This window comes from Flavobacterium turcicum, from assembly GCF_011365745.1.
In the GTDB taxonomy this organism is placed as follows: domain Bacteria; phylum Bacteroidota; class Bacteroidia; order Flavobacteriales; family Flavobacteriaceae; genus Flavobacterium; species Flavobacterium turcicum.
This window is the reverse complement of record NZ_JAAOBY010000002.1, coordinates 209,601-229,182: the sequence shown is the minus strand read 5'-3', so window position 1 is coordinate 229,182 and position 19,582 is coordinate 209,601. Positions and strand designations below refer to the sequence as shown.

Below are 19,582 nucleotides of genomic sequence, written 5' to 3'. Positions count from 1 at the left end.
TTGATTTTAGGGTTTAGTTAAAATTAAGGTAATCTTTTAAGGAACAGTAGATTATCCTGCGAATAAAAAACTACCAATTCATAAAAATAAATGGAGTTAAAAATCATCGTAAATAAATATTAAAACTGACACTTTCTTACAAATTTTACATGAACTGCTCTTTTTTAAGCAATTAGACATATCAAATAACAAAGTTTTTTATTACATTTGGAAGTAAACAACAATATAAAAGCCATAACTCTTGTACAATAAATTACTAAAACTAAAATTAAAGGCATTAAATCTCCGGCAAGTTATCAGTATCACACTTGTAGCTTGTACAGTTTTAATTCTGGTGAATTATTACACGATTAAGATTATGTCAGCCACTAGATCTTATGTAAATGGTGAATCTCTTTACTCTAAAGGTCACAACAAGGCTGTTAATAGCTTACTCCTATTTTTGTTCACCGAGCAAGATTTATATTGGCAACAATTTGAAGATGGTTTAGCAGTAAATTTTGGAGATGAAAAAGCACGAATTGCTATGCAAAGTGGCGCCGAAAAAAAGATTGTTAAAAATGCATTAAGTGAAGGAAAAAATTCTGTTGAAGATTTAGACGATATGATTTGGTTGTTTAATACCTTCAAATCAGTACCATTTTTTAAAAAAGCTATTTATCACTGGGAACTTGGTGATCAACTAAACAGAGAACTATTTCAACTTGGTCAGAATATCCATCAGGAAAGTAACAAAAATAAATTAAATGAAAATTATCGATCTGAAATGGTTGTGAAGATTAACGTATTGAATTCTAAAATCGAACTTAATCAAGATGCATTTTCACAAAGTTTTGGCAATGGTACACGCGCCACAAAAAAATACCTTATTTGGTTCAATGTAATTTTCAGTTTGATTCTCATCAGTACAATCACGCTATACTACTATGCTATTGCCAAACGCATCCAAAGATCGAAATTAAAGATAGGCGCTCAAACAAAACAACTTTTAAGCACTATTAAGGATTTAAAAAAAACCAAATACAATCTGTCGAAAGAAATCATCCAACACAAAAAAATTATTGGAACCATAAGTCACGACATACAAAGTCCCTTAAAATACATTCAGGTCATTGCAAAGCACTTATTAGACAATCCGCAGCAAGGCACTTTGTCTAGAAAATATATTGCTTCCATCTATAAATCAACAACGCAATTGAATGATTTTACAAAAAATCTAATCGATTACTCTAAAATTTATATTGAAGAACGACACGGCGAAAAAAAGACCTATTCAATCATTGAACTAATTGAAAATAAAATTTTATTCTTTGAGGAAGTTGCTGCAAACAATGCAACAGTTTTAATTGCAGAAGTAGCTCCTGATTTATTATCAAATATCAACAGCCGAATCGTTTCGGTAATCCTTCACAATCTAACGGACAACGCAGTCAAAAACACACACAACGGGACAATAACTATTGGCGCTAAAATAGAAAACCAAAATCTTATATATTACGTAAATGACACAGGGATAGGGATGAAAGAAGAACAAATAAACTATTATATGACACTTCAAAACAACCGAGACCTTGAAAAATTAATACTAAGCACCTACGGAATTGGTTTACATTTAGTGCTAGAATTACTCCTAATCATAAAAGGAAAAATACATTTTGAAAGTAATTTAAGGCAAGGAACAAAGGTAATGGTTACTATACCACTTGAGTAATTTGTGTAGAATTAAAATAGAATACAATGCAAAAAAATATCTTAATTGTTGATGATCATTTTGTAGTAAGCACAGGAATTTCAATAATATTACAGGAAAGATTCCCTGAATTTAATATTGATACTGCCGATACTTACTTTGAGTTACTAGCTAAACTAGAACAAAGTACCTTGGATTTAATACTTCTGGATATCAATATTCCGGGGGGTAAAAACACCGATATGATTCAAGAAATTAAGAGAATGCAACCCGAAGTAAAAATTTTAATGGTTTCAGGTTATGACGAAAAAACTCATGCCTGCCCATACATAATGGCTGGTGCCAATGGATATTTGAATAAACTTTGTGATAAAAATCAAATTACAACAGCTGTTGATTTAATTTTACAAAACGGATCTTATTTACCACCAAGCACCCTTCAAAATTTAATTCAAATAAGTACCAACAGAAACAGCTTGAATCCATTAGAGCAACTATCCAAAAGAGAAAAAGAAATTACGGAATTGCTGATTTTAGGAGACGGTAATATTGAAATAGCTAACAAACTTGATATTAATTTAACTACTGTTAGCACACACAAAAACAAAATTTTCAACAAGTTGAAAATCAAAAACGTGATAGAACTTTCTCAGCTAAGCAATAAAATGCCTGGTTTAAACAATTAACAATTTCAAGATACCGGAACTTTATAATTCTACTGTTTTTACGAAAGAACTATCAAAATAATGGCAGCAATTGCAGCAATAAGTCCTACGTAATTAAGCTTGGATAATTTTTCCTTAAAAGCTAGTACGCCCACTACACTGCCTAGCACAATAACTCCCATGTTCATTCCTGCGAAAACAGTTGAGGGATTTAGGGCAAATTCTTGGTGTGCTTTCAAATAAAACAAAATATTCCCGAAATTAAAAAGTCCAACAGCAATACCAAAAAGAACGTTTTTAAAAACAAATTTTTGCTTTTGAATACCTATTTGATACAATAACACCCCAACCATAATTGTTAGTGAAATCGCGAAAACTACAAATAGAGATGTGGTATATGGCAAAGTAGTATGCAGTGCCACTTGTTTGAACAAAATATCAATAGCACCAAAACCTACCAATACGATCGCAGGATAAATCCATTGCGAATTTTGATCTTGATTCGGCTTATTTAAAATACAAAGCAACGCTGGAAAAGCTATAACTAATGCACTTACTTTAAAAACAGAAAAGCTCTCACCAAAAAGTAACCAAGCCGCTAGGATGGGAATAAACAAGGACAAGCGCTGAGCTGCATCTGTTTTTACAATGCCTACTTGTTGAATTGATTTTGCTAAAACTAAAAAAATAGTAGGTAGTAATATACCAAGAGGAACATACAATTTCCACGGAAAAACGACGGTTTCATCTGTGAAATTAGGTTCAAAAAATAAGTAACAAAGTAGTACAGCAGTAGCATAATTAAAAGCTACAATTTGTTTCGGATTTGCATCATAACGGCGTGACATTTTAAAGATAACTCCAACGGTAACACTGCAAACTACACTTAAAAGTAAAAACAACATCTTATTTTATTTTGAACTGCAAAAATACATTTTTTAAAACGCTATACATGCAAGTTTTTTTTGAATAACTTTTTAAAATAAGATGTAAAAAAAGGGTTTAACTGAAGCTAAACCCTTTTGAAATTACAGTTTACTGATAAAACTACCGTAAATATCTTTGAACTGATAACCTTCTGCAAAGCGGTCTTTACTTAGTTTTTTATATTCAACTAATCCCCACAAGATAAATTCTTTCATGAAATTTTGATCTTGCTTTTCTAACTGCGGTTGGTATTTTTGAATCAAAGCATCCAATGGAGCGATGTTACTCAAAATTCTTTCGTATTCTGCATTGCTGCAATCATCTAGCAACTCAAAACCACTTTCGGCAAAAAACCACTCAATAACATCAGTGTATGGCGTTTTTTGATCTTGTTTTTCTAACTTTTCAATTTTCGGAAAAAAAGCTGGAAAAAAAGTATGTATCGCATCATTAAGTAAATGTTGTGCTACGGCTGCAGCTCCCTCTTGCTCTCCTTCGTAAACCAATTCTACCTTTCCGGTAATGGCAGGAATGATTCCCATGAAGTCAGACAAGCGCAAGGTCGTTTTATCGTCTCCTGCTCTCAAGGCACGACGCTCCGCAGTACTTAGTAAATTTTCGAAAGCAGTTATACTCATTCTGGCACTTACACCACTTTTGTTATCGATATATTCACTATCTCTGGCTTCAAAACTAATTTGCTCCAACAAATCACGCGCTAATGAAGGCACGTAAACCAATTCGCTCTGATTTGCATCGAGCTTTGCTTCTTGTTCCGTGATGGTGCGCGCAATTTTAATCGATTCAGGATAATGCGTTAATATTTGAGAACCAATTCTGTCTTTTAAAGGCGTAACAATGCTACCACGATTGGTGTAATCTTCGGGGTTTGCTGTAAATATAAATTGCATATCGAGCGGCATACGCAGTTTAAAACCACGAATTTGAATATCACCTTCTTGTAGAATATTGAACAAAGCAACTTGAATTCGGGCTTGTAAATCTGGTAACTCATTGATCACAAAAATACAACGGTTAGCACGCGGTATCATTCCGAAATGAATCACACGGTCATCAGCATAAGAAAGTTTTAAATTGGCTGCTTTGATTGGATCTACATCGCCAATTAAGTCGGCAACAGTTACATCTGGCGTTGCTAATTTTTCGAAAAAGCGTTCGCTACGGTGCAACCACGCAATTGGTGTGGCATCGCCTTGTGAGGCAATTAAGTCTTTTGCAAAACGTGAAATAGGCGCCAAAGGATCATCATTAATTTCAGAGCCAGCAACGAAAGGAATATACTCATCCAGCAATTCAATCATTTTTCGGGCCAATCTCGTTTTAGCCTGACCGCGTAAACCTAATAAATTGATATTGTGACGGGATAAAATAGCGCGCTCTAACTCTGGAATAACGGTGTTTTCGAAACCGTGAACGCCTTCGAAAGTTGGTTTTCCTGATTTTATTTTTTCGCGTAGGTTGTTACGCAATTCGTCTTTGATACTTTTAGTTTGGTATCCGGCTTGTTTTAATTCGCCAAGTGTTTTTATGTGGTTCATTGAGATCTATTTTGAAAATGTATATTATTTTTATGGTATTTGAGTTTGCGTTAGGGATGGAAGCGGCATCCTTTTGTGTAGCGATAGCAAAACAAAAGATACAGCGTACAGCCCGACCCGCCGCGGCGGGTAACGCCCTACTCTACTTTATTCTTTTTTTACGATTGGTTTCATAATCCTCAAAAATCATTTCGCCTAAACCTTTTAATCCGGTATAAAAGGCTTTCCCTTGGTTGGACTCCGTGAATTTATTGACGAATTTTTGCAAATACGGATCGTTGGCAATCATGAAAGTCGTAATCGGAATGTGTAACTTTCGAGCTTGTTGCGCCTGATTGTAGCATTTGTCAACGATGTATTCGTCGAGACCGTTGCTGTTCATGTAATACGATCCGTCTTTTTCGCGTACGCAACTTGCCTTTCCATCGGTAATCATGAAAATTTGCTTGTTGGTGTTTCTTTTTCGACGTAAAATATCCATGGCTAACTGTAAACCCGCTACGGTGTTGGTATGATACGGGCCGACTTTTAGGTACGGTAAATCGCGAATAGCAATTGTCCAAGCATCGTTGCCAAATACCAAAATATCAAGTGTATCCTTTGGGTAGCGTGTGGTTATTAATTCGGCCAACGCCATGGCAACTTTCTTAGCGGGCGTAATACGATCTTCGCCGTACAATATCATACTATGGCTGATATCAATCATTAAAACAGTACTCATTTGGGCCTTAAATTGAGTGTCTTCAACAATCAAATCATTTTCGGTTAGCATAAAATCGGCCACGCCATTGTTGATTTGGGCATTGCGTAAACTCTCTGTTAGCGAAATGCGCTCGAGTCCATCTCCAAAATGAAACTCGCGAAACTCACCAGTATGCTCATCACCATTTCCGCTGTGTTTGGTTTTGTGATTTCCGTTTCCAGCTCGTTTTAAGTTTCCAAAAATAGTATCTAAGGCTTGCTGGCGAATGGCTCTTTCTGTTTTGGCAGTAATTCCTAAGCCTGGAGTTCCATCGTCTTTGATTTCCTCGCGTAGGTAACCTTTTTTCTTTAAGTCTTCGATAAAATCATCGATGGTATACGAATCATCTGTGAGTTTGTACTCTACATCAAGTTCTCGCAACCAATCAATAGCTTCATCAAAATCACCTGAGGTATGGGTAATTAGCTCCTTGAATATACCAAAGAGCCTATCGAAGGGCGACTGATACGGCGCCTCATACGACTTGAAGTAAAATCCTTTAGTAGTCTTGTTTCTCATAATTGTTAAAATTACGGCTTTTTAAAAGTATGCTGTAGAAACGTTTATTAATTTTTAGTTAAAAACTTTTGGTCACTAATTTGACCATTACGGAATGTAAAAAGTTGTTATTTTGAAATAATTAAAAGTAAAAAAACCTACAAACCATGAAAAAAGATATCTTTGATTTATAAAACAAGGTGAAGAAATACTTGATTGCAGAATAGTATTGCAAGACTAATCTTTGATTTACTTTCAAAATTTTACAATCATTCCTGTCTTTTTTACATTTCGAACCAGATAATTACACCTTTTAAAACCATAAATCAATTCCTCAAAATCAATTAAAAAATGAAAAAATCAATTCTCTTTTTAACATCATTACTGTTCACATGCTTCGTTGTTCAAGCACAAACCTTTGAAGGCAAAATTGTTTATCAAAACAGTATTAAAAGTAAGTTACCCAATGTAACCGATGCTCAATTTGCAGCAATGATGGGCAATACAATGGAGTATTTCATAAAAAATGGTGATTATAAAACGATTTCTAATGGTAGCTTACTGCAATCTCAAAATTACATTAATGCCGAAAACAAGTTGTATACAAAAATGTCGAATTCCGAAACATTTATGTGGAATGATGGCGCTGTTAATCCAGACGAAGTACTCAAGGTAGAAATTAACAAAGCGGTTACTACTGTGGTAGGCTATAGTTGTGATGAAGTAATTTTAACCTGCAAAAGCGGTATTCAAAAATATTACTACAATGCCAAAATAGGCGTAGATGCTGATAAATTTGTGAATCATAAATTTGGAAATTGGCATGCCTTTGTATCGCAATCAAAAGCATTACCCTTAAAATATATCATAGAAAACCCTCAATTTTCGATGGAAGTAACTGCAACTAATATTGAAAAGAAAGTTTTAGAACCTAGTTTTTTTGCTTTACCAGCAAATGCAAAAACGGCTAAAAACCCATACTAAATCACAAATAAAATAATACTTTTCATATAATATTCCCTATAAACCTTGTTTTCATTATGTTACTACACTAAAAATGGTTTAATGTCGTTGTTATCAAAAGAATAACCACCAAAATTTTTAAAAGATGAAAACCATTAAAACAAACATTTTACTTGCATTGTTGTCCATGTTAACAACAGCAATGAGTTGCAGCGATGACGACTTAAACACTAACGGAAACGATGTAGCTGCAATAGTAAGCATTGTCAATCAAGGAACTTGGGCAGTGAGCTATTACTATGATACGGATCATGAAGAAACCAATGGCTTTGCTGGATTTACATTCACATTTGAAGGCAACAATACCGTTACAGCTACAAATGGAACAAATACTTACAAAGGAACTTGGTCCGTTACTGATGAAAACAGTAATGATGATAGCCCTGACGATCTAGATTTTAACCTAGCATTTACATCGCCGGCTCAATTTTTAGAAATTTCTGATGATTGGGAAATTATTGAAAAATCAGCAACTGTCCTAAAACTAAAAGATGTAAGTGGTGGAAATGGCGGTACAGACTTTTTAACCTTTACTAAAAAATAAATGTACAGTACAAAATAAAAAAGAGACTTTAGTGGTCTCTTTTTTATTTTCAATTCATATTATTTTACATTGATCATTGGCAAATTGACCCTTTACATAAAAATTCCATCCACATAATACCAAGCCCCATTCTCCTGAACAAAACTTGATCGTTCGTGATGTAGGCATAAAACCTTTTCCTGATTATGGTACCACGCTTTAAACTCAACGATATTATCTTGTGCTTTACCAATTTCCAATTTCAACCATTCATTTTGAGTAGCCCAAGTTAAATACTCTTCTTTTGAGTGGTATTTTTGCTGAGACGAATGCGTAGTTATCATTAAATATTCTGCATTTCGCAATGCAAATGCACTGTAACGAGAACGCATCAAAGTTTCAGCAGAACGGACTTTTGAATGCTCTAAATGAGCTAATTGACAGCAGCCAGAATAGTTTTTTCCAGAACAGCATGGGCATAAATCAGTTAAGTTCATTCGTATTCTAATTTATCATTGAACTCGAATCATTTAAACCAACAATTTTTTGCTGCAACTGATTTAATAAAACTTGGTATTTACTTATTTCAATTAAATCATCATCTTCATCAGAATAATCGAGTAATTCATCTAGTTCATCACTTACATCTGCCAAAGTTAGTAAAGCTTCTTGTGCATTCTTTGCAGCAATGCAATCAATAATATGCTGCACACTCTTTTTTATTTCTTCAAATTTAGGGTTTTCCATGTATGCTTACTGTTTAACTTATTCTTGATTGTTTTTATCCTCGTTAAATTTTTTGGTAATTTGCTTCAATTTCTCTTTTCTTGCAATTACCGCTTGCTTTACTTTATCCTGCGCTTTGTGCAATTTATCATTGTGTTTTTTGATGTTGCGTTCGTTATTTCTTCCCACAGTATTTTATTTATATATTTTTTGTTTTGCTTGGCAAAGTTCGTCTTTATTGTTCAAACAGAATTATTTTTTTAACATTGTTTCATCTTGATTTATTCAATTAATAACTTAATAAATTGATTGTTAACTATTTAAATTACTACCATTAAGAAAAAGTATACTTTTACATTAATCAAAAACTAAAATATTATAAATTTCTTATTTTATTCCTACAAAACAGTTGTCAGAAAATTTAATTTTCTATCTTGCACATAATAATAAATATTTTTCTTATATTTATTTGCTGAATGCTAAAGCTTTGTTAACATATCTTTTGATGCATGAACTTTGACAAAAAACACAATAAGCTCATTTCTTGGTTTTTAGAAAGACCTGTTAGCACCAGTTTCCTAACATTCTTGTTTTTGAGCGTCGTAGCAGGGTTCATTGTGCACCAGCAATACCAATTACTAAAGGAACACGACCGAAGAGAAATGAATAATATTCTTCAGGTTGTACATCAAAACATTGAACAATCGCTTAAAAATTATACCACTACTACCCTCACATTAGCGCTATCGATAAACGATCAGGGAATCCCAAAAGACTTCGAATATGTAAGCAAGCGATTAATTGAATCTAACAAATCCATATTTGCTGTACAATTAGTACCAAACGGTGTAATCAAATACATTTATCCTTTGGAAAAAAACAAGGCAGCAGTTAATTTAAACATTTTAACCGACCCTTATCTAAAAAATGAAGCCCAGCAGTCTATAGCAAAGCGTAAAATTTATTTTGCAGGGCCTTTAAAACTGCGTCAGGGAGGCCTAGGAATTGTTGGTCGATTTCCTATTTTTTACAAAAATAAATTCTGGGGATTTTCTGCTGTTGTTATAAAATTAGATACCTTTTTGGATGTTTCAGGGATTAAAAACATTGATAATTCAAAATATTATTTTCAATTTTCAAAGTTTGATACCACTCTTCAAAAAGAAGTTTTCTATTTGCCAAACGCAAATTATGACTTTTCGCAGCACTACAATATATCTAACAGAATTTCAGACGGGGATTGGAAATTATACTTGATATCTAAAAATCAAAATTATTTATATTCCCAAATTGTAATTCCAGGAGTAATAGGTATTATCATAGCAGCACTATTAGGTTTTTTAGTATATCGCCTACTAAATTTACCTAGAGAATTACAATCATTGGTTACTATACAAGCTACCAAATTATTAGACTCTGAAATCAAATTTCAATCTATTTTTGATCAAGCAGCGCTTGGGATTGCTCATGTAGATGCTAATACGGGAGATTTTATAGAAATAAACAACCAATTTTGTTCTATTTTAGGCTACTCGCAGCAAGAAATGAAAGAGAAAAACTTTCAGAATATTACGCATCCAGAGGATTTAGCATTAGATTTACAAATGTTAGGACAATTGATGGATGGTAAAATAAAAGAATATGCTGTAGAAAAAAGATATTTTACCAAAAGCGGAACAATTGTTTGGGTACATTTGACCGTTTCACCTTTACTAAAAAATGATAAAAAATTAAGCTCTGTTATTTCAATTGTAGAAGATATTTCACAAAAAAAAGAAGCTGAATTTTTAATAAAAAAGAATGAAACTCGCTTTAAAAGTCTTTTTGATGATTCTCCTTTGCCACTGCGTGAAGAAGACTTTTCTGCAATTAAAAACTATTTGAAAGAAAATAATCTTTACAAAAAAAACAAAACACTTTTAGCTGAATTTTTCACAAAAAACCAAGATGTGGTAAACAGTTGCTATTCATTAATAAAAGTGATAAACGTTAACAAAGCCTGCCTTAAATTATACAAAGTTAAAACGAAAGAAGAGTTAATACAGCACCAAGCAGTTTTACATAACATGCATTCTAATCAACATTTTATAGAAAGTTTAATAGGCATATCACAAGGAAAAAAACAGTTTTCTATTGATACTCAAATGAAAAATGCGGAGGGTGAATATAGAGATATCAATTTAAGATGGAATGTTATTAAAGGAAATAAAAGAAGTTTTGAACGAGTAATTGTGTCTAGTGAAGATATTACTGAACGACTTACTTCTGAGAAAATTATTTTGGAAACCAAACAAAAAGTGGAGTCCTTAATCAATACTATTGATGGAATTGTATGGGAATGTGACGCTGACACTTTTTCATTTAATTTTATTAGTCAAAAAGTAGAACATATTTTAGGATATACGCCCGAAGAGTGGTTGGCCAATCCTAATTTTTGGAGTGACCATATTTATCAAGAAGATACAGCTTGGGTACAAGAATATTGCAAAACAAAAACTGTAAGTAGTGAAGACCATGACTTTGAATACCGCATGATAGCCAAAGATGGCTCGATTGTTTGGTTGCGAGATATAGTAAATATTATTTATGAAAACGGAAAAGCGGCCAGTTTACGCGGCATTATGATCGATATCACCAAAGCAAAGCAAGCACAAGATGAATTGAATATTTCATTTACTATCGTTAGCGAGCAAAACAAGCGTTTACTTAACTTTTCTTATATAGTTTCACATAATTTACGATCACATACCAGCAATATTGCCTCTGTTGTAGCTTTGATAGAATCGTCTGAATCTGAAGAAGAACGCCAAGAAATGATGGAACTTCTAAAATCTGCAAGTGCATCATTAAACGAAACCATGTTGCATTTAAATGAGGTAATTAATATTCGAAATAACCTCGGATTGATATCCGAAACTTTAAATTTGAGGGATTATGTTAGTCGAGCTGCTGCTGTATTAGCTGACGAAATCTCAACTCAAAACGTTATCTTGCAGAATCAAATTCCTGATAACATTTTAATCAAATACAATCCGGCATATTTAGAAAGCATTTTATTTAACATTATTTCCAATTCCATTCGATACCGAGATAATTCACGTCAACCTTTGATTACAGTTAGCCTATATGAAGAAAATAAAAAGAAGATAATTCAAATTACAGATAATGGAATCGGGATTGACTTAGTGAAGAACGCAGACAAAATATTCGGAATGTACAAAACCTTTACATCACACGCCGATGCTAGAGGAATTGGTTTATTTATAACAAAAAACCAAATTGATGCAATGGGTGGAAACATTACAGTAGAAAGTGAACCTAATATTGGTACAACATTTAAAATTGATATACAATGATCACAAAAAAATCAATATGGATTGTAGATGACGACCCAATTTATCAAATTATCGCCAACAAGATAGTACAGCGATCTGCTATGTTTTCGGAGATAAGTACTTTTAAAAATGGTAGAGAAGCTATGGATATTGTGTATCAAGTTTTAGAAAACAAAAATACAATTCCTGACATTATATTGCTAGATATCAACATGCCTGTAATGGACGGTTGGGAATTTATGGAAGAATTATCGACTTTAAAGCCGCAAATTCAAAAAGAATTCTCAGTTTACATTGTGAGTTCATCTATTGCGGTAGAGGACAAAAGCAAATCGAAAAAATACAATGATATTTTGGGTTACATTTCAAAACCAATATCAGTTAATGACCTAATATTAATTGCTTCCAAAGACGAATAATACCAATCTGTCGAGATCGAAACGAAGTTTAGTTACCTAACATAACTTCGTTTTTTATTTCATCTAAAGCTTTATCAGTTTCAATTAACCTTGTAATTATCTTTCTTCGTAATATATCGATGTCTTCCTCATCAAAGTATTTTGCCCAAGATTCTAATTCGAGTAAATTCCGAATTTGTTTGATACGTTTTCTTGTATCAAAACTAGTCCTTAGTACTGCTTTTTTATCATACAAAGGGTTATTTACATGTTGATATTGAACTGTCTTATTTTCAAAATCAGCTTCTAAATAGTATAATCGATCAGTTGCGTTATCAGGATAGAAGGAATCCCATTTAGCAAAACCAAGTTTTCTTTTTCCTTGCGTTTCAGGTTTCATAGGCTCCAAGCGCCACTTACTATTCGCTAGGCGTCCCCAATGATTTGACAAACGGTACATTCCTACTTTGGTGTAATAATAAGTACTACCTGCTTTACTTTCGTACTGTATTTTTAAATGTTCAATAGCAGTTAATTCTACTTCTGTAAACACACAAAAAGTATTTTTAAAAGATCCGGGACGTGGTTTAAAATTAGAATTCATGACGCAAAGGTACATACAACTTATAAAATAAAACAGAGCTAAGGATATTTGCATAACTTTGTAACCAGAAAATAAATAACGCAAAAATGACAAAATCTCAAGACGATAAGATATTACAAAAAGGAATTTATACAGGAATTATGGAGAAAGACGACAAAAACAATTTTTTTTGCGGCATTTATCTCCTTGATTATAAAATGGCTTTAAAACACACATTAGGAGATTTGATCACAATTAAATCTGTAATTGAAAACCCAAGTGATATTAGTCATGCACAGTATCCGAAAAAATCAAAAAACTTTGACAAAGCAAATCATAAACCACAACAGTAAAGAAAACTAAACTTTTACACTAATTTTTTAGGTGACAAACGTGAAAAATAAAAAAAAGTGTACCTTTGCAAAAAATTGTCAATTTTGAAATCAAGATCTATTCATTTCATCTTAAAAGACAAGTAGTTACATATTTATGAAAAAAATAGTTGAATACCGCAAATTGCTTAATGTAGACAAAACTGCAGAGCTGAAAGATTTAAAAACCATTTATCGCAATGCGATGAAAGAAGCTCATCCTGATAAATTTCAAGGTGACGAGGCTGGATTGAAAGCAGCAGAAGAAAACAGTAAAAAAATTATTGAGGCATACCATTTCCTTGTTAGTATCAACCCAGAAACTATCAAAGCAAATTTACCTGAATACACTGAAACAATTTCTACATCAACCATTACAGATTATAAATTTGTTGACGGTAGATTAATCATCAATTTTTCAAATGGTAGTGCTTACGAATACATTAGCGTACCAAAAGCAACTTATGTAAAAATGGTAAATGCTGACTCACCAGGTCGTTTTGCTAAAAGACATATTTTAAATGCTTACACTTGGAGAAAAACAACAAACCAAGATTAAGGTCAATTTCTAAATATAAAAAAGCATTCTTGTTCCAAATAAGAATGCTTTTTTTTTGACCATTAAATTGTGAAATCAACAGTATACAATTTGATAATTTGACTTTTAGATACAGAATAAATAGTGAATTATAACAAAAAATTAGGTTGAAAAATTATTTTTATTTTACAATTTTTAAATACTTTTGCAACCTTAACTCAATTAACTAATTAATAATGAAAAAAATAATTTTATTACTTTCAGCAGCCCTTGTTTTTATTTCATGTAGTAAAGTAGGAAAAGATGAGTACTTAATTACAGGAACTGCAAAAGGAATTGACAACGGAAAAACAATCATTTTAGAAACTCAAGATGTTACTGGAATGATGTTGGCAAAAGATACTGTAAAAGTTGAAAACGGTAAGTTTGAAATGAAAGGAAACATTACTGAGCCTGCTTTTTATACACTTCAATTAGAAGGTGCGCAAGCAAAAATTCCTTTTATCCTTGAAAATGCTGAAGTTGTAATTGAGATTAACAAGGACAGCATCCAAAAATCAAAAGTGTCAGGAACATATAATAACGACGAATACATGACTTTTAACGAAGAAATTACAAAAGTGCAAAAACCACTTATGGATTTCCAAACTAAAAACATGGCAGCAATGCAGGCAGCTCAGCAAAAAAATGACCAAACTGTCATTAACCAATTGATGGGAGAATTTGCAAAGATTCAAGAAGATGTTACTACTAAATCTAAAGCAAAATACAACACTTATGCTGAATCACACCCAAAATCATTCATCTCTGCTCTAATCGTGCAAGGTATGTTGAATGATCCTAGTATGGATATCGCTAAAGCTGAAAAAATGTACAATGGCTTAGACGAATCTTTGAAAAAAACAAAACCAGGTTTAGCAATCAAAACTAAATTAGCGGAAATGAAAGCTCCTGCTGCTGTTGGTGCAACTCCTGCTCCAGCTGCACCAGCCGGTAACTGAAGAGCAGATTTTTCAGCACCTAATCCCGAAGGGAAAGTAATTTCCTTAAAAGAAAGTTTAGGAAAAGTCACTATAGTTGATTTTTGGGCGTCATGGTGCGGACCATGCCGAAGAGAGAATCCTAATGTAGTTGCACTTTACAAAGAACTCCATAGTAAAGGATTAAATATTGTTGGTGTTTCTTTAGACAAAGATGCTAAAGCATGGAAAGAAGCAATTGCAAAAGACAATTTAACTTGGACACACGTTTCCAACTTAAAATTTTGGGATGAGCCAATAGCTGCACAGTACAAGGTACAATCGATACCAGCTACTTTTATACTAGATGCCTCTGGTAAAGTAGTTGCTAAAGATCTTCGAGGCGATGCACTACGTGCAAAAGTTATCGAATTATTAAAGAAATAACGCTTGAAAAAGCAACATTTAAAAAAATCTCCTTCTTGGAGATTTTTTTATTTTATTCACTACCAATACATTAAAAAAAAGTACAAAATTAAGTTCATTTTTTGTTTGGAAACATCAAAACAGTTCCTATATTTGCACCCGGTTAGCAAAACAAGTACACTTGTTTAAGTCTTGGGGAGATACTCAAGCGGCCAACGAGGGCAGACTGTAAATCTGCTGTGAAAACTTCGCAGGTTCGAATCCTGCTCTCCCCACTAAAGCGTTTCAGATTTCTGAAGCGCTTTTTTTATTACCAAAATTTACATTACCTATTTAAAAATTATTGTTTATTCAAAACGATAGCACAACACTCCATTTTATGACTTAATAAGATTTTAGACATTTCCATAAGAATACAAGCAACATAGTTTAAAGTCCAATTACATTCCAATTAGAATTTTGAATCCTGACAAAGAATAATTAACTTAGGTCTTTTAAAAGCAGCTTCGACAAGCCGATTAACAAACAAAAAAACTATGAAAAAAATTCTAATCCTTTTACTGTTCATTCCCATTCATTTTGCAAGCGCGCAAAATGACAGTGATCGAATTGAACTAACCGATCTCTTAAAAATAAAAAACGTAAACAGTATCACTAGTTCTCCAGATGGAAAAAAAGCGGCCTTTACAGTAACTTCCATTGAAAACGACGAAAACAGTTCGTTAGACTACACTTATCGCACTCAAATTTACACTTGGACAAAAGATGCTAAAAATACTTTAAAGCAACTTACATCGGATAAAAATGGCGCATCTAGACCAGCATGGAGTCCTGATGGTAAAAAGCTAGCTTTTACGAGGTTTGTAAAAGATAAAACTCAAATTTTTGTCCTTGATATGGATGGCGGTGAGGCGACTCAGCTTACTAATTTTAAATATGGAGCCAATAACCCAAAATGGTCGCCTGATGGTAACAAAATACTGTTTTCAGCTAGCATTTCGCTTCAGGAACTTTTGAAAGACTCCATTTTAAATCCTAAGAAAACAGTTCCAAGTTGGAATACAGAAAAGCCTGGTTTTACATCAAATGATTATTTAGCCAATACTAAAATCAAAGCCAATCCGAACGGTTCATTGGCAGAAGTAAGAGCCTATTTGAACCAAAATGCTACCGATAAAAAAGCCATTGTTTTAAACAAGTTAAACTTTCAAAGCGAAAGTAATTTATCGTCTGAAATTAACTTTAATCACTTTTTTGAGACCGATGCAAAAATCAACAGCACACCAAAAGCCATTACCACCGGATTCTATAGCTTTTCATCAGCAGATTATATTACAAGTGGAACTCAAATCCTTTTGTCTGGCGATGTAGACAATATCGAAAACCCTGACCGTTCCCAAGAAAGTGAAATATTCACGGTAGCCACAGACGGTAGTAATTTCAAAATGATTTTAGGCGAGAACGGTAAACGCTACAGCAATGCGTCTGTTAGTACTTCTGGAAAATGGATTGCATTTTTATCAGGAGCAACTTCATTCGTAAGCATACCAACTTTATCAATTATGCCATTGAACGGCGGGCCAGAATCAATTCAGACGATTCCGTTTGACCGCAACATCTCTAATCTAAAATGGAGCAAAGACGACAAATTCCTTTATTTTACATCGCAAATGAACGGTGGGAATGTTTTACACCGAATTGCGCTATCATCTAAAAAAATTGAGGCTTTATCAGCAGCAGATCAAGGAATCTCTAGTTTTGATTTAGTTGCAGATGGTTTTCTTTACAGCAAGACTCAAGTAAGCAATCCATCAGAGTTGTATACAGCTGACTCCAATTTCAAGAAAGAAAACAAAGTAAGCACCTTCAACAATTGGGTTTTAGCCAAAAAACTATCTTATCCGGAAAAGAAAAGTTTTGTAAACGAGTTAGGACTAACCGTTGAATATTGGGTAATGAAACCAACTCAAACCACAAGTGGTGAAAAAGCGCCTTTGTTACTAGAAATTCATGGCGGACCATCTGCTATGTGGGGACCGGGTGAGGAAAGTATGTGGCATGAATACCAATATTTTTGTAGCAAAGGATATGGCGTAGTATACAGCAATCCGCGTGGATCTGGAGGTTACGGTCTTGATTTTTTAAGAGCTAATGTTAATGATTGGGGCAAAGGACCCGCAAGTGATGTTTTAACCGCTCTCGACAAAACAGTTGCCGAGGGTTGGGCAGATCAATCTAATTTATTCATCACGGGTGGTTCTTACGCAGGATATTTAACCGCATGGATTATTAGTCATGACAACCGATTTAAAGCGGCTTGTGCTCAAAGAGGTGTGTACGATTTGAATACATTTTTTGGAGAAGGAAATGCATGGAGATTGGTACCAAATTATTTTGGAGGATATCCTTGGGAACCAAAAGTTAAAGAAATACTAGCTCGTGAATCACCAATTAATTACGTGCAAAACATAACAACGCCATTTATCATTTTTCACGGAGCAAACGATCGTAGAACAGGATTTGTACAAGCCGAAATGATGTTTAGAAGTTTAAAAGTTTTAGATCGTCCGGTAGAATTTGTGGTTCATCCTGGAGCTACACACGAAATTACTCGAAATGGCGACAACAGACAACGTATGGATCAAATGTTGAGAACTTACGAGTTTTTTCAGCGTTTTTTGACCAAGTAATAAAATCTCCTAAAATGAAAAAAATCGCTACCAACAATTTGCTGGTAGCGATTTTTTATTTGAATGCAGCTCTTTTTTTTACAAAGTAGCCATATCGATTACAAAACGATAACGAACATCCCCTTTTTCCATACGGTGGTAGGCCTCGTGAATGTTTTTGATATCGATCATTTCAATTTCTGAGACAATACCGTGTTCTGCGCAGTAATCTAACATTTCTTGTGTTTCTGGCAATCCTCCAATTAACGATCCGGCTAAACTACGTCGGCCACCAATCAAACTAAAAGCATGCACTTGATAAGGCGTAGGTGGCACTCCAACACAAATATGAACTCCGTTTACGCGTAACAATGACAAATACAAATTTAGATCATGTGGCGCAGAAACCGTATCTAAAATAAAGTCAAAAGTCCCGGCCACACTCGTTAATTGCGCTTCATCTGATGTAACCACAAAATTGTGAGCTCCTAATTTTTTAGCATCTGCCTCTTTACTTGCAGAAGTACTCAGCACCGTAACTTCGGCACCAAAAGAAACTCCAAATTTAACAGCCATATGTCCTAATCCGCCTAAACCTAAAACAGCTAATTTATGCCCCTTCCCTACTTTCCAGTGACGCAATGGAGAATAGGTTGTAATTCCAGCACACAATAATGGTGCAACAGCCGCTAAGTCAAGTTTATCCGAAATATGCAATACAAAATCTTCATGCACTACAATAGAATCCGAGTAACCTCCGTAAGTAGGCGTCACTCCATCTTGACCCAAAGCATTGTAAGTATCTGTGCGTCCTTTTAAACAATATTGCTCTAAACCTTCTTTACAATTGTCGCAACTTCTGCAAGAATCAACCAAACATCCCGTACCAGCAATATCTCCTACTTTAAACTTGGTAACATGACTTCCTACTTGTACCACCTTACCTACTATTTCGTGACCAGGAACCATTGGGTAAATTGAACCTCCCCAATCGTCTTTTATTTGATGTAAATCACTGTGACACACTCCACAAAACTGAATATCAAATTGTACATCATGCGGCCCTAATGTTCTTCTTTCAAAATTCCAAGGAGCTAAATCTGAAGTAGCACTTTGAGCTGCGTAACCTTTTGATGGTATCATATTTTTTCATTTTTAATTAAGTTTTAAATTTACACATAAAGCAGCAGTAAAAACTGTTTTTTAACGTTTTTTAAGAATCGTTCATCATGTAAAAAATTCGAACAACTGCCAATCAAGAATTTAGAAACAAAGGCGAGAACCTTACTCCTATTTTAAATTGATAAGGTTTTTTTGAGTAATTTTAGCCAGTAAAATATAAATAAGTAATACTTCCACATGGCTCAATACAAGGTAGAACAAATTTTTCTAGACACAATATTTAGTGAAACAGCATTGAACTTTCAAGAGTTCGAATCGTGCACTTTTACGAATTGTATTTTTTCTGCTTGTAGTTTTATCGATGTTACTTTCATTGACTGCACTTTTACTAATTGTACTTTTAACAAGGCAAAAATCAATCATGTCGCACTGCGAACAGTAACTTTTGAGTCTTGTAAAATTGTAGAAGTTAATTTTGCCATGTGCGATCGGCTGATTTTTGAAATCACCTTCAAAAATTGTATTTTAGATTTTTCTCAATTTTACGATTTGAATTTAAAGGAAACCGTATTTACCAATTGCAGTTGTGTTGCTGTCGATTTTATGAAAGCAAACTTGACCGCTGCTATTTTTGAAAAATGTGACTTATACCGCGCTGAGTTCGCGCAAGCCAATCTTGGTAAGGCGAACTTAGCAAGTAGTTTTAATTTTGCTATCAATCCTCAAAAAACTAAAGTCACCAAAGCAGTTTTTAGCAACTCTAACGTAAAAGGATTGCTACAACATCATGATATTATCGTGCAATAAAAAACCAAATAAAATCAGTTG

19 protein-coding genes, 1 tRNA gene and 1 pseudogene are annotated in these 19,582 nt (G+C 33.7%); 13 read left to right on the top strand and 8 right to left on the bottom strand.

Going from position 1 to position 19,582, the window contains the following annotated elements; genetic code table 11:
* The first annotated feature begins 358 nt into the window (after nt 1-358).
* Together G9Q29_RS04965 and G9Q29_RS04960 are read left to right on the top strand one after the other, a co-directional pair.
* A complete protein-coding gene (locus tag G9Q29_RS04965; protein WP_166133944.1) occupies nt 359-1,711 on the top strand; it encodes a sensor histidine kinase in 1,353 nt (450 codons plus the stop codon).
* A gap of 26 nt (nt 1,712-1,737) precedes the next feature.
* A complete protein-coding gene (locus G9Q29_RS04960) occupies nt 1,738-2,376 on the top strand; it encodes a response regulator (RefSeq protein WP_166133942.1) in 639 nt (212 codons plus the stop codon).
* 38 nt (nt 2,377-2,414) lie between these two features.
* Here the strand turns inward: G9Q29_RS04960 and G9Q29_RS04955 are convergent, their stop codons facing one another.
* The 3 genes from G9Q29_RS04955 to G9Q29_RS04945 all read right to left on the bottom strand — a co-directional run bounded on the left by G9Q29_RS04955 (nt 2,415) and on the right by G9Q29_RS04945 (nt 6,102).
* Complete coding sequence (locus G9Q29_RS04955; protein ID WP_166133940.1) at nt 2,415-3,260, bottom strand: EamA family transporter; 846 nt, start codon at nt 3,258-3,260, stop codon at nt 2,415-2,417.
* Nucleotides 3,261-3,383: 123 nt separating this feature from the next.
* Nucleotides 3,384-4,841: an AAA family ATPase gene (locus G9Q29_RS04950; protein ID WP_205729832.1), complete on the bottom strand. Its 1,458-nt coding sequence runs from the start codon at nt 4,839-4,841 to the stop codon at nt 3,384-3,386.
* A gap of 142 nt (nt 4,842-4,983) precedes the next feature.
* Entirely contained in the window at nt 4,984-6,102 is a 1,119-nt protein-coding gene (locus tag G9Q29_RS04945; protein WP_166133938.1) for a vWA domain-containing protein, read from the bottom strand.
* Nucleotides 6,103-6,432: 330 nt separating this feature from the next.
* Here G9Q29_RS04945 and G9Q29_RS04940 point away from each other — a divergent pair, with 330 nt between their 5' ends.
* Both G9Q29_RS04940 and G9Q29_RS04935 read left to right on the top strand, forming a co-directional pair.
* Nucleotides 6,433-7,065, top strand: coding sequence for a DUF4412 domain-containing protein (locus tag G9Q29_RS04940; RefSeq protein ID WP_166133936.1), 633 nt, complete (start codon nt 6,433-6,435; stop codon nt 7,063-7,065).
* Nucleotides 7,066-7,189: 124 nt separating this feature from the next.
* Complete coding sequence (locus tag G9Q29_RS04935; RefSeq protein WP_166133934.1) at nt 7,190-7,648, top strand: hypothetical protein; 459 nt, start codon at nt 7,190-7,192, stop codon at nt 7,646-7,648.
* A 92-nt stretch (nt 7,649-7,740) separates the two neighbouring features.
* Here the strand turns inward: G9Q29_RS04935 and G9Q29_RS04930 are convergent, their stop codons facing one another.
* From G9Q29_RS04930 to G9Q29_RS04920, 3 genes are read right to left on the bottom strand one after another with little or no spacing between them, the layout of a single operon-like run.
* Nucleotides 7,741-8,124 carry a YchJ family protein gene (locus G9Q29_RS04930; RefSeq protein WP_166133932.1) on the bottom strand — a complete coding sequence of 128 codons (384 nt, stop codon included), beginning with the start codon at nt 8,122-8,124 and terminating at the stop codon, nt 7,741-7,743.
* 7 nt (nt 8,125-8,131) lie between these two features.
* Entirely contained in the window at nt 8,132-8,374 is a 243-nt protein-coding gene (locus G9Q29_RS04925) for a hypothetical protein (protein ID WP_166133930.1), read from the bottom strand.
* A gap of 18 nt (nt 8,375-8,392) precedes the next feature.
* Nucleotides 8,393-8,542, bottom strand: coding sequence for a hypothetical protein (locus G9Q29_RS04920; RefSeq protein WP_166133928.1), 150 nt, complete (start codon nt 8,540-8,542; stop codon nt 8,393-8,395).
* A gap of 320 nt (nt 8,543-8,862) precedes the next feature.
* On the opposite strand from G9Q29_RS04920, the gene G9Q29_RS04915 reads away from it, so the two are divergent.
* Both G9Q29_RS04915 and G9Q29_RS04910 read left to right on the top strand, forming a co-directional pair.
* Nucleotides 8,863-11,709 carry a PAS domain S-box protein gene (locus G9Q29_RS04915; RefSeq protein ID WP_166133926.1) on the top strand — a complete coding sequence of 949 codons (2,847 nt, stop codon included), beginning with the start codon at nt 8,863-8,865 and terminating at the stop codon, nt 11,707-11,709.
* Complete coding sequence (locus G9Q29_RS04910; RefSeq protein WP_205729831.1) at nt 11,706-12,107, top strand: response regulator; 402 nt, start codon at nt 11,706-11,708, stop codon at nt 12,105-12,107. Before G9Q29_RS04915 ends, G9Q29_RS04910 begins: the two co-directional genes overlap by 4 nt.
* Nucleotides 12,108-12,135: 28 nt before the next feature.
* Here the strand turns inward: G9Q29_RS04910 and G9Q29_RS04905 are convergent, their stop codons facing one another.
* Nucleotides 12,136-12,690 carry a hypothetical protein gene (locus tag G9Q29_RS04905; RefSeq protein WP_166133924.1) on the bottom strand — a complete coding sequence of 185 codons (555 nt, stop codon included), beginning with the start codon at nt 12,688-12,690 and terminating at the stop codon, nt 12,136-12,138.
* Nucleotides 12,691-12,776: 86 nt separating this feature from the next.
* On the opposite strand from G9Q29_RS04905, the gene G9Q29_RS04900 reads away from it, so the two are divergent.
* The 6 genes and pseudogenes from G9Q29_RS04900 to G9Q29_RS04875 all read left to right on the top strand — a co-directional run bounded on the left by G9Q29_RS04900 (nt 12,777) and on the right by G9Q29_RS04875 (nt 17,653).
* Nucleotides 12,777-13,022: a hypothetical protein gene (locus tag G9Q29_RS04900; protein ID WP_166133922.1), complete on the top strand. Its 246-nt coding sequence runs from the start codon at nt 12,777-12,779 to the stop codon at nt 13,020-13,022.
* Between the two features lie 136 nt (nt 13,023-13,158).
* The gene (locus G9Q29_RS04895) at nt 13,159-13,599 is read left to right on the top strand and encodes a KTSC domain-containing protein (RefSeq protein WP_166133920.1); all 441 of its coding nucleotides are present in this window, start codon (nt 13,159-13,161) and stop codon (nt 13,597-13,599) included.
* Between the two features lie 215 nt (nt 13,600-13,814).
* Nucleotides 13,815-14,579 (top strand): DUF4369 domain-containing protein, encoded by a 765-nt coding sequence (locus G9Q29_RS04890; RefSeq protein ID WP_166133918.1) that lies wholly within the window; start codon nt 13,815-13,817, stop codon nt 14,577-14,579.
* 18 nt (nt 14,580-14,597) lie between these two features.
* Nucleotides 14,598-14,984 (top strand): annotated as a pseudogene (locus G9Q29_RS14960) (TlpA family protein disulfide reductase); the annotation flags it as partial.
* A gap of 173 nt (nt 14,985-15,157) precedes the next feature.
* Nucleotides 15,158-15,238: transfer RNA gene (locus G9Q29_RS04880), tRNA-Tyr, on the top strand.
* 261 nt (nt 15,239-15,499) lie between these two features.
* The gene (locus G9Q29_RS04875) at nt 15,500-17,653 is read left to right on the top strand and encodes a S9 family peptidase (protein WP_166133916.1); all 2,154 of its coding nucleotides are present in this window, start codon (nt 15,500-15,502) and stop codon (nt 17,651-17,653) included.
* Between the two features lie 78 nt (nt 17,654-17,731).
* On the opposite strand, the gene G9Q29_RS04870 is transcribed toward G9Q29_RS04875, so the two are convergent.
* The gene (locus G9Q29_RS04870) at nt 17,732-18,775 is read right to left on the bottom strand and encodes an NAD(P)-dependent alcohol dehydrogenase (protein WP_166133914.1); all 1,044 of its coding nucleotides are present in this window, start codon (nt 18,773-18,775) and stop codon (nt 17,732-17,734) included.
* A gap of 216 nt (nt 18,776-18,991) precedes the next feature.
* Here G9Q29_RS04870 and G9Q29_RS04865 point away from each other — a divergent pair, with 216 nt between their 5' ends.
* The gene (locus G9Q29_RS04865; protein ID WP_166133912.1) at nt 18,992-19,561 is read left to right on the top strand and encodes a pentapeptide repeat-containing protein; all 570 of its coding nucleotides are present in this window, start codon (nt 18,992-18,994) and stop codon (nt 19,559-19,561) included.
* Nucleotides 19,562-19,582: the final 21 nt, after the last annotated feature.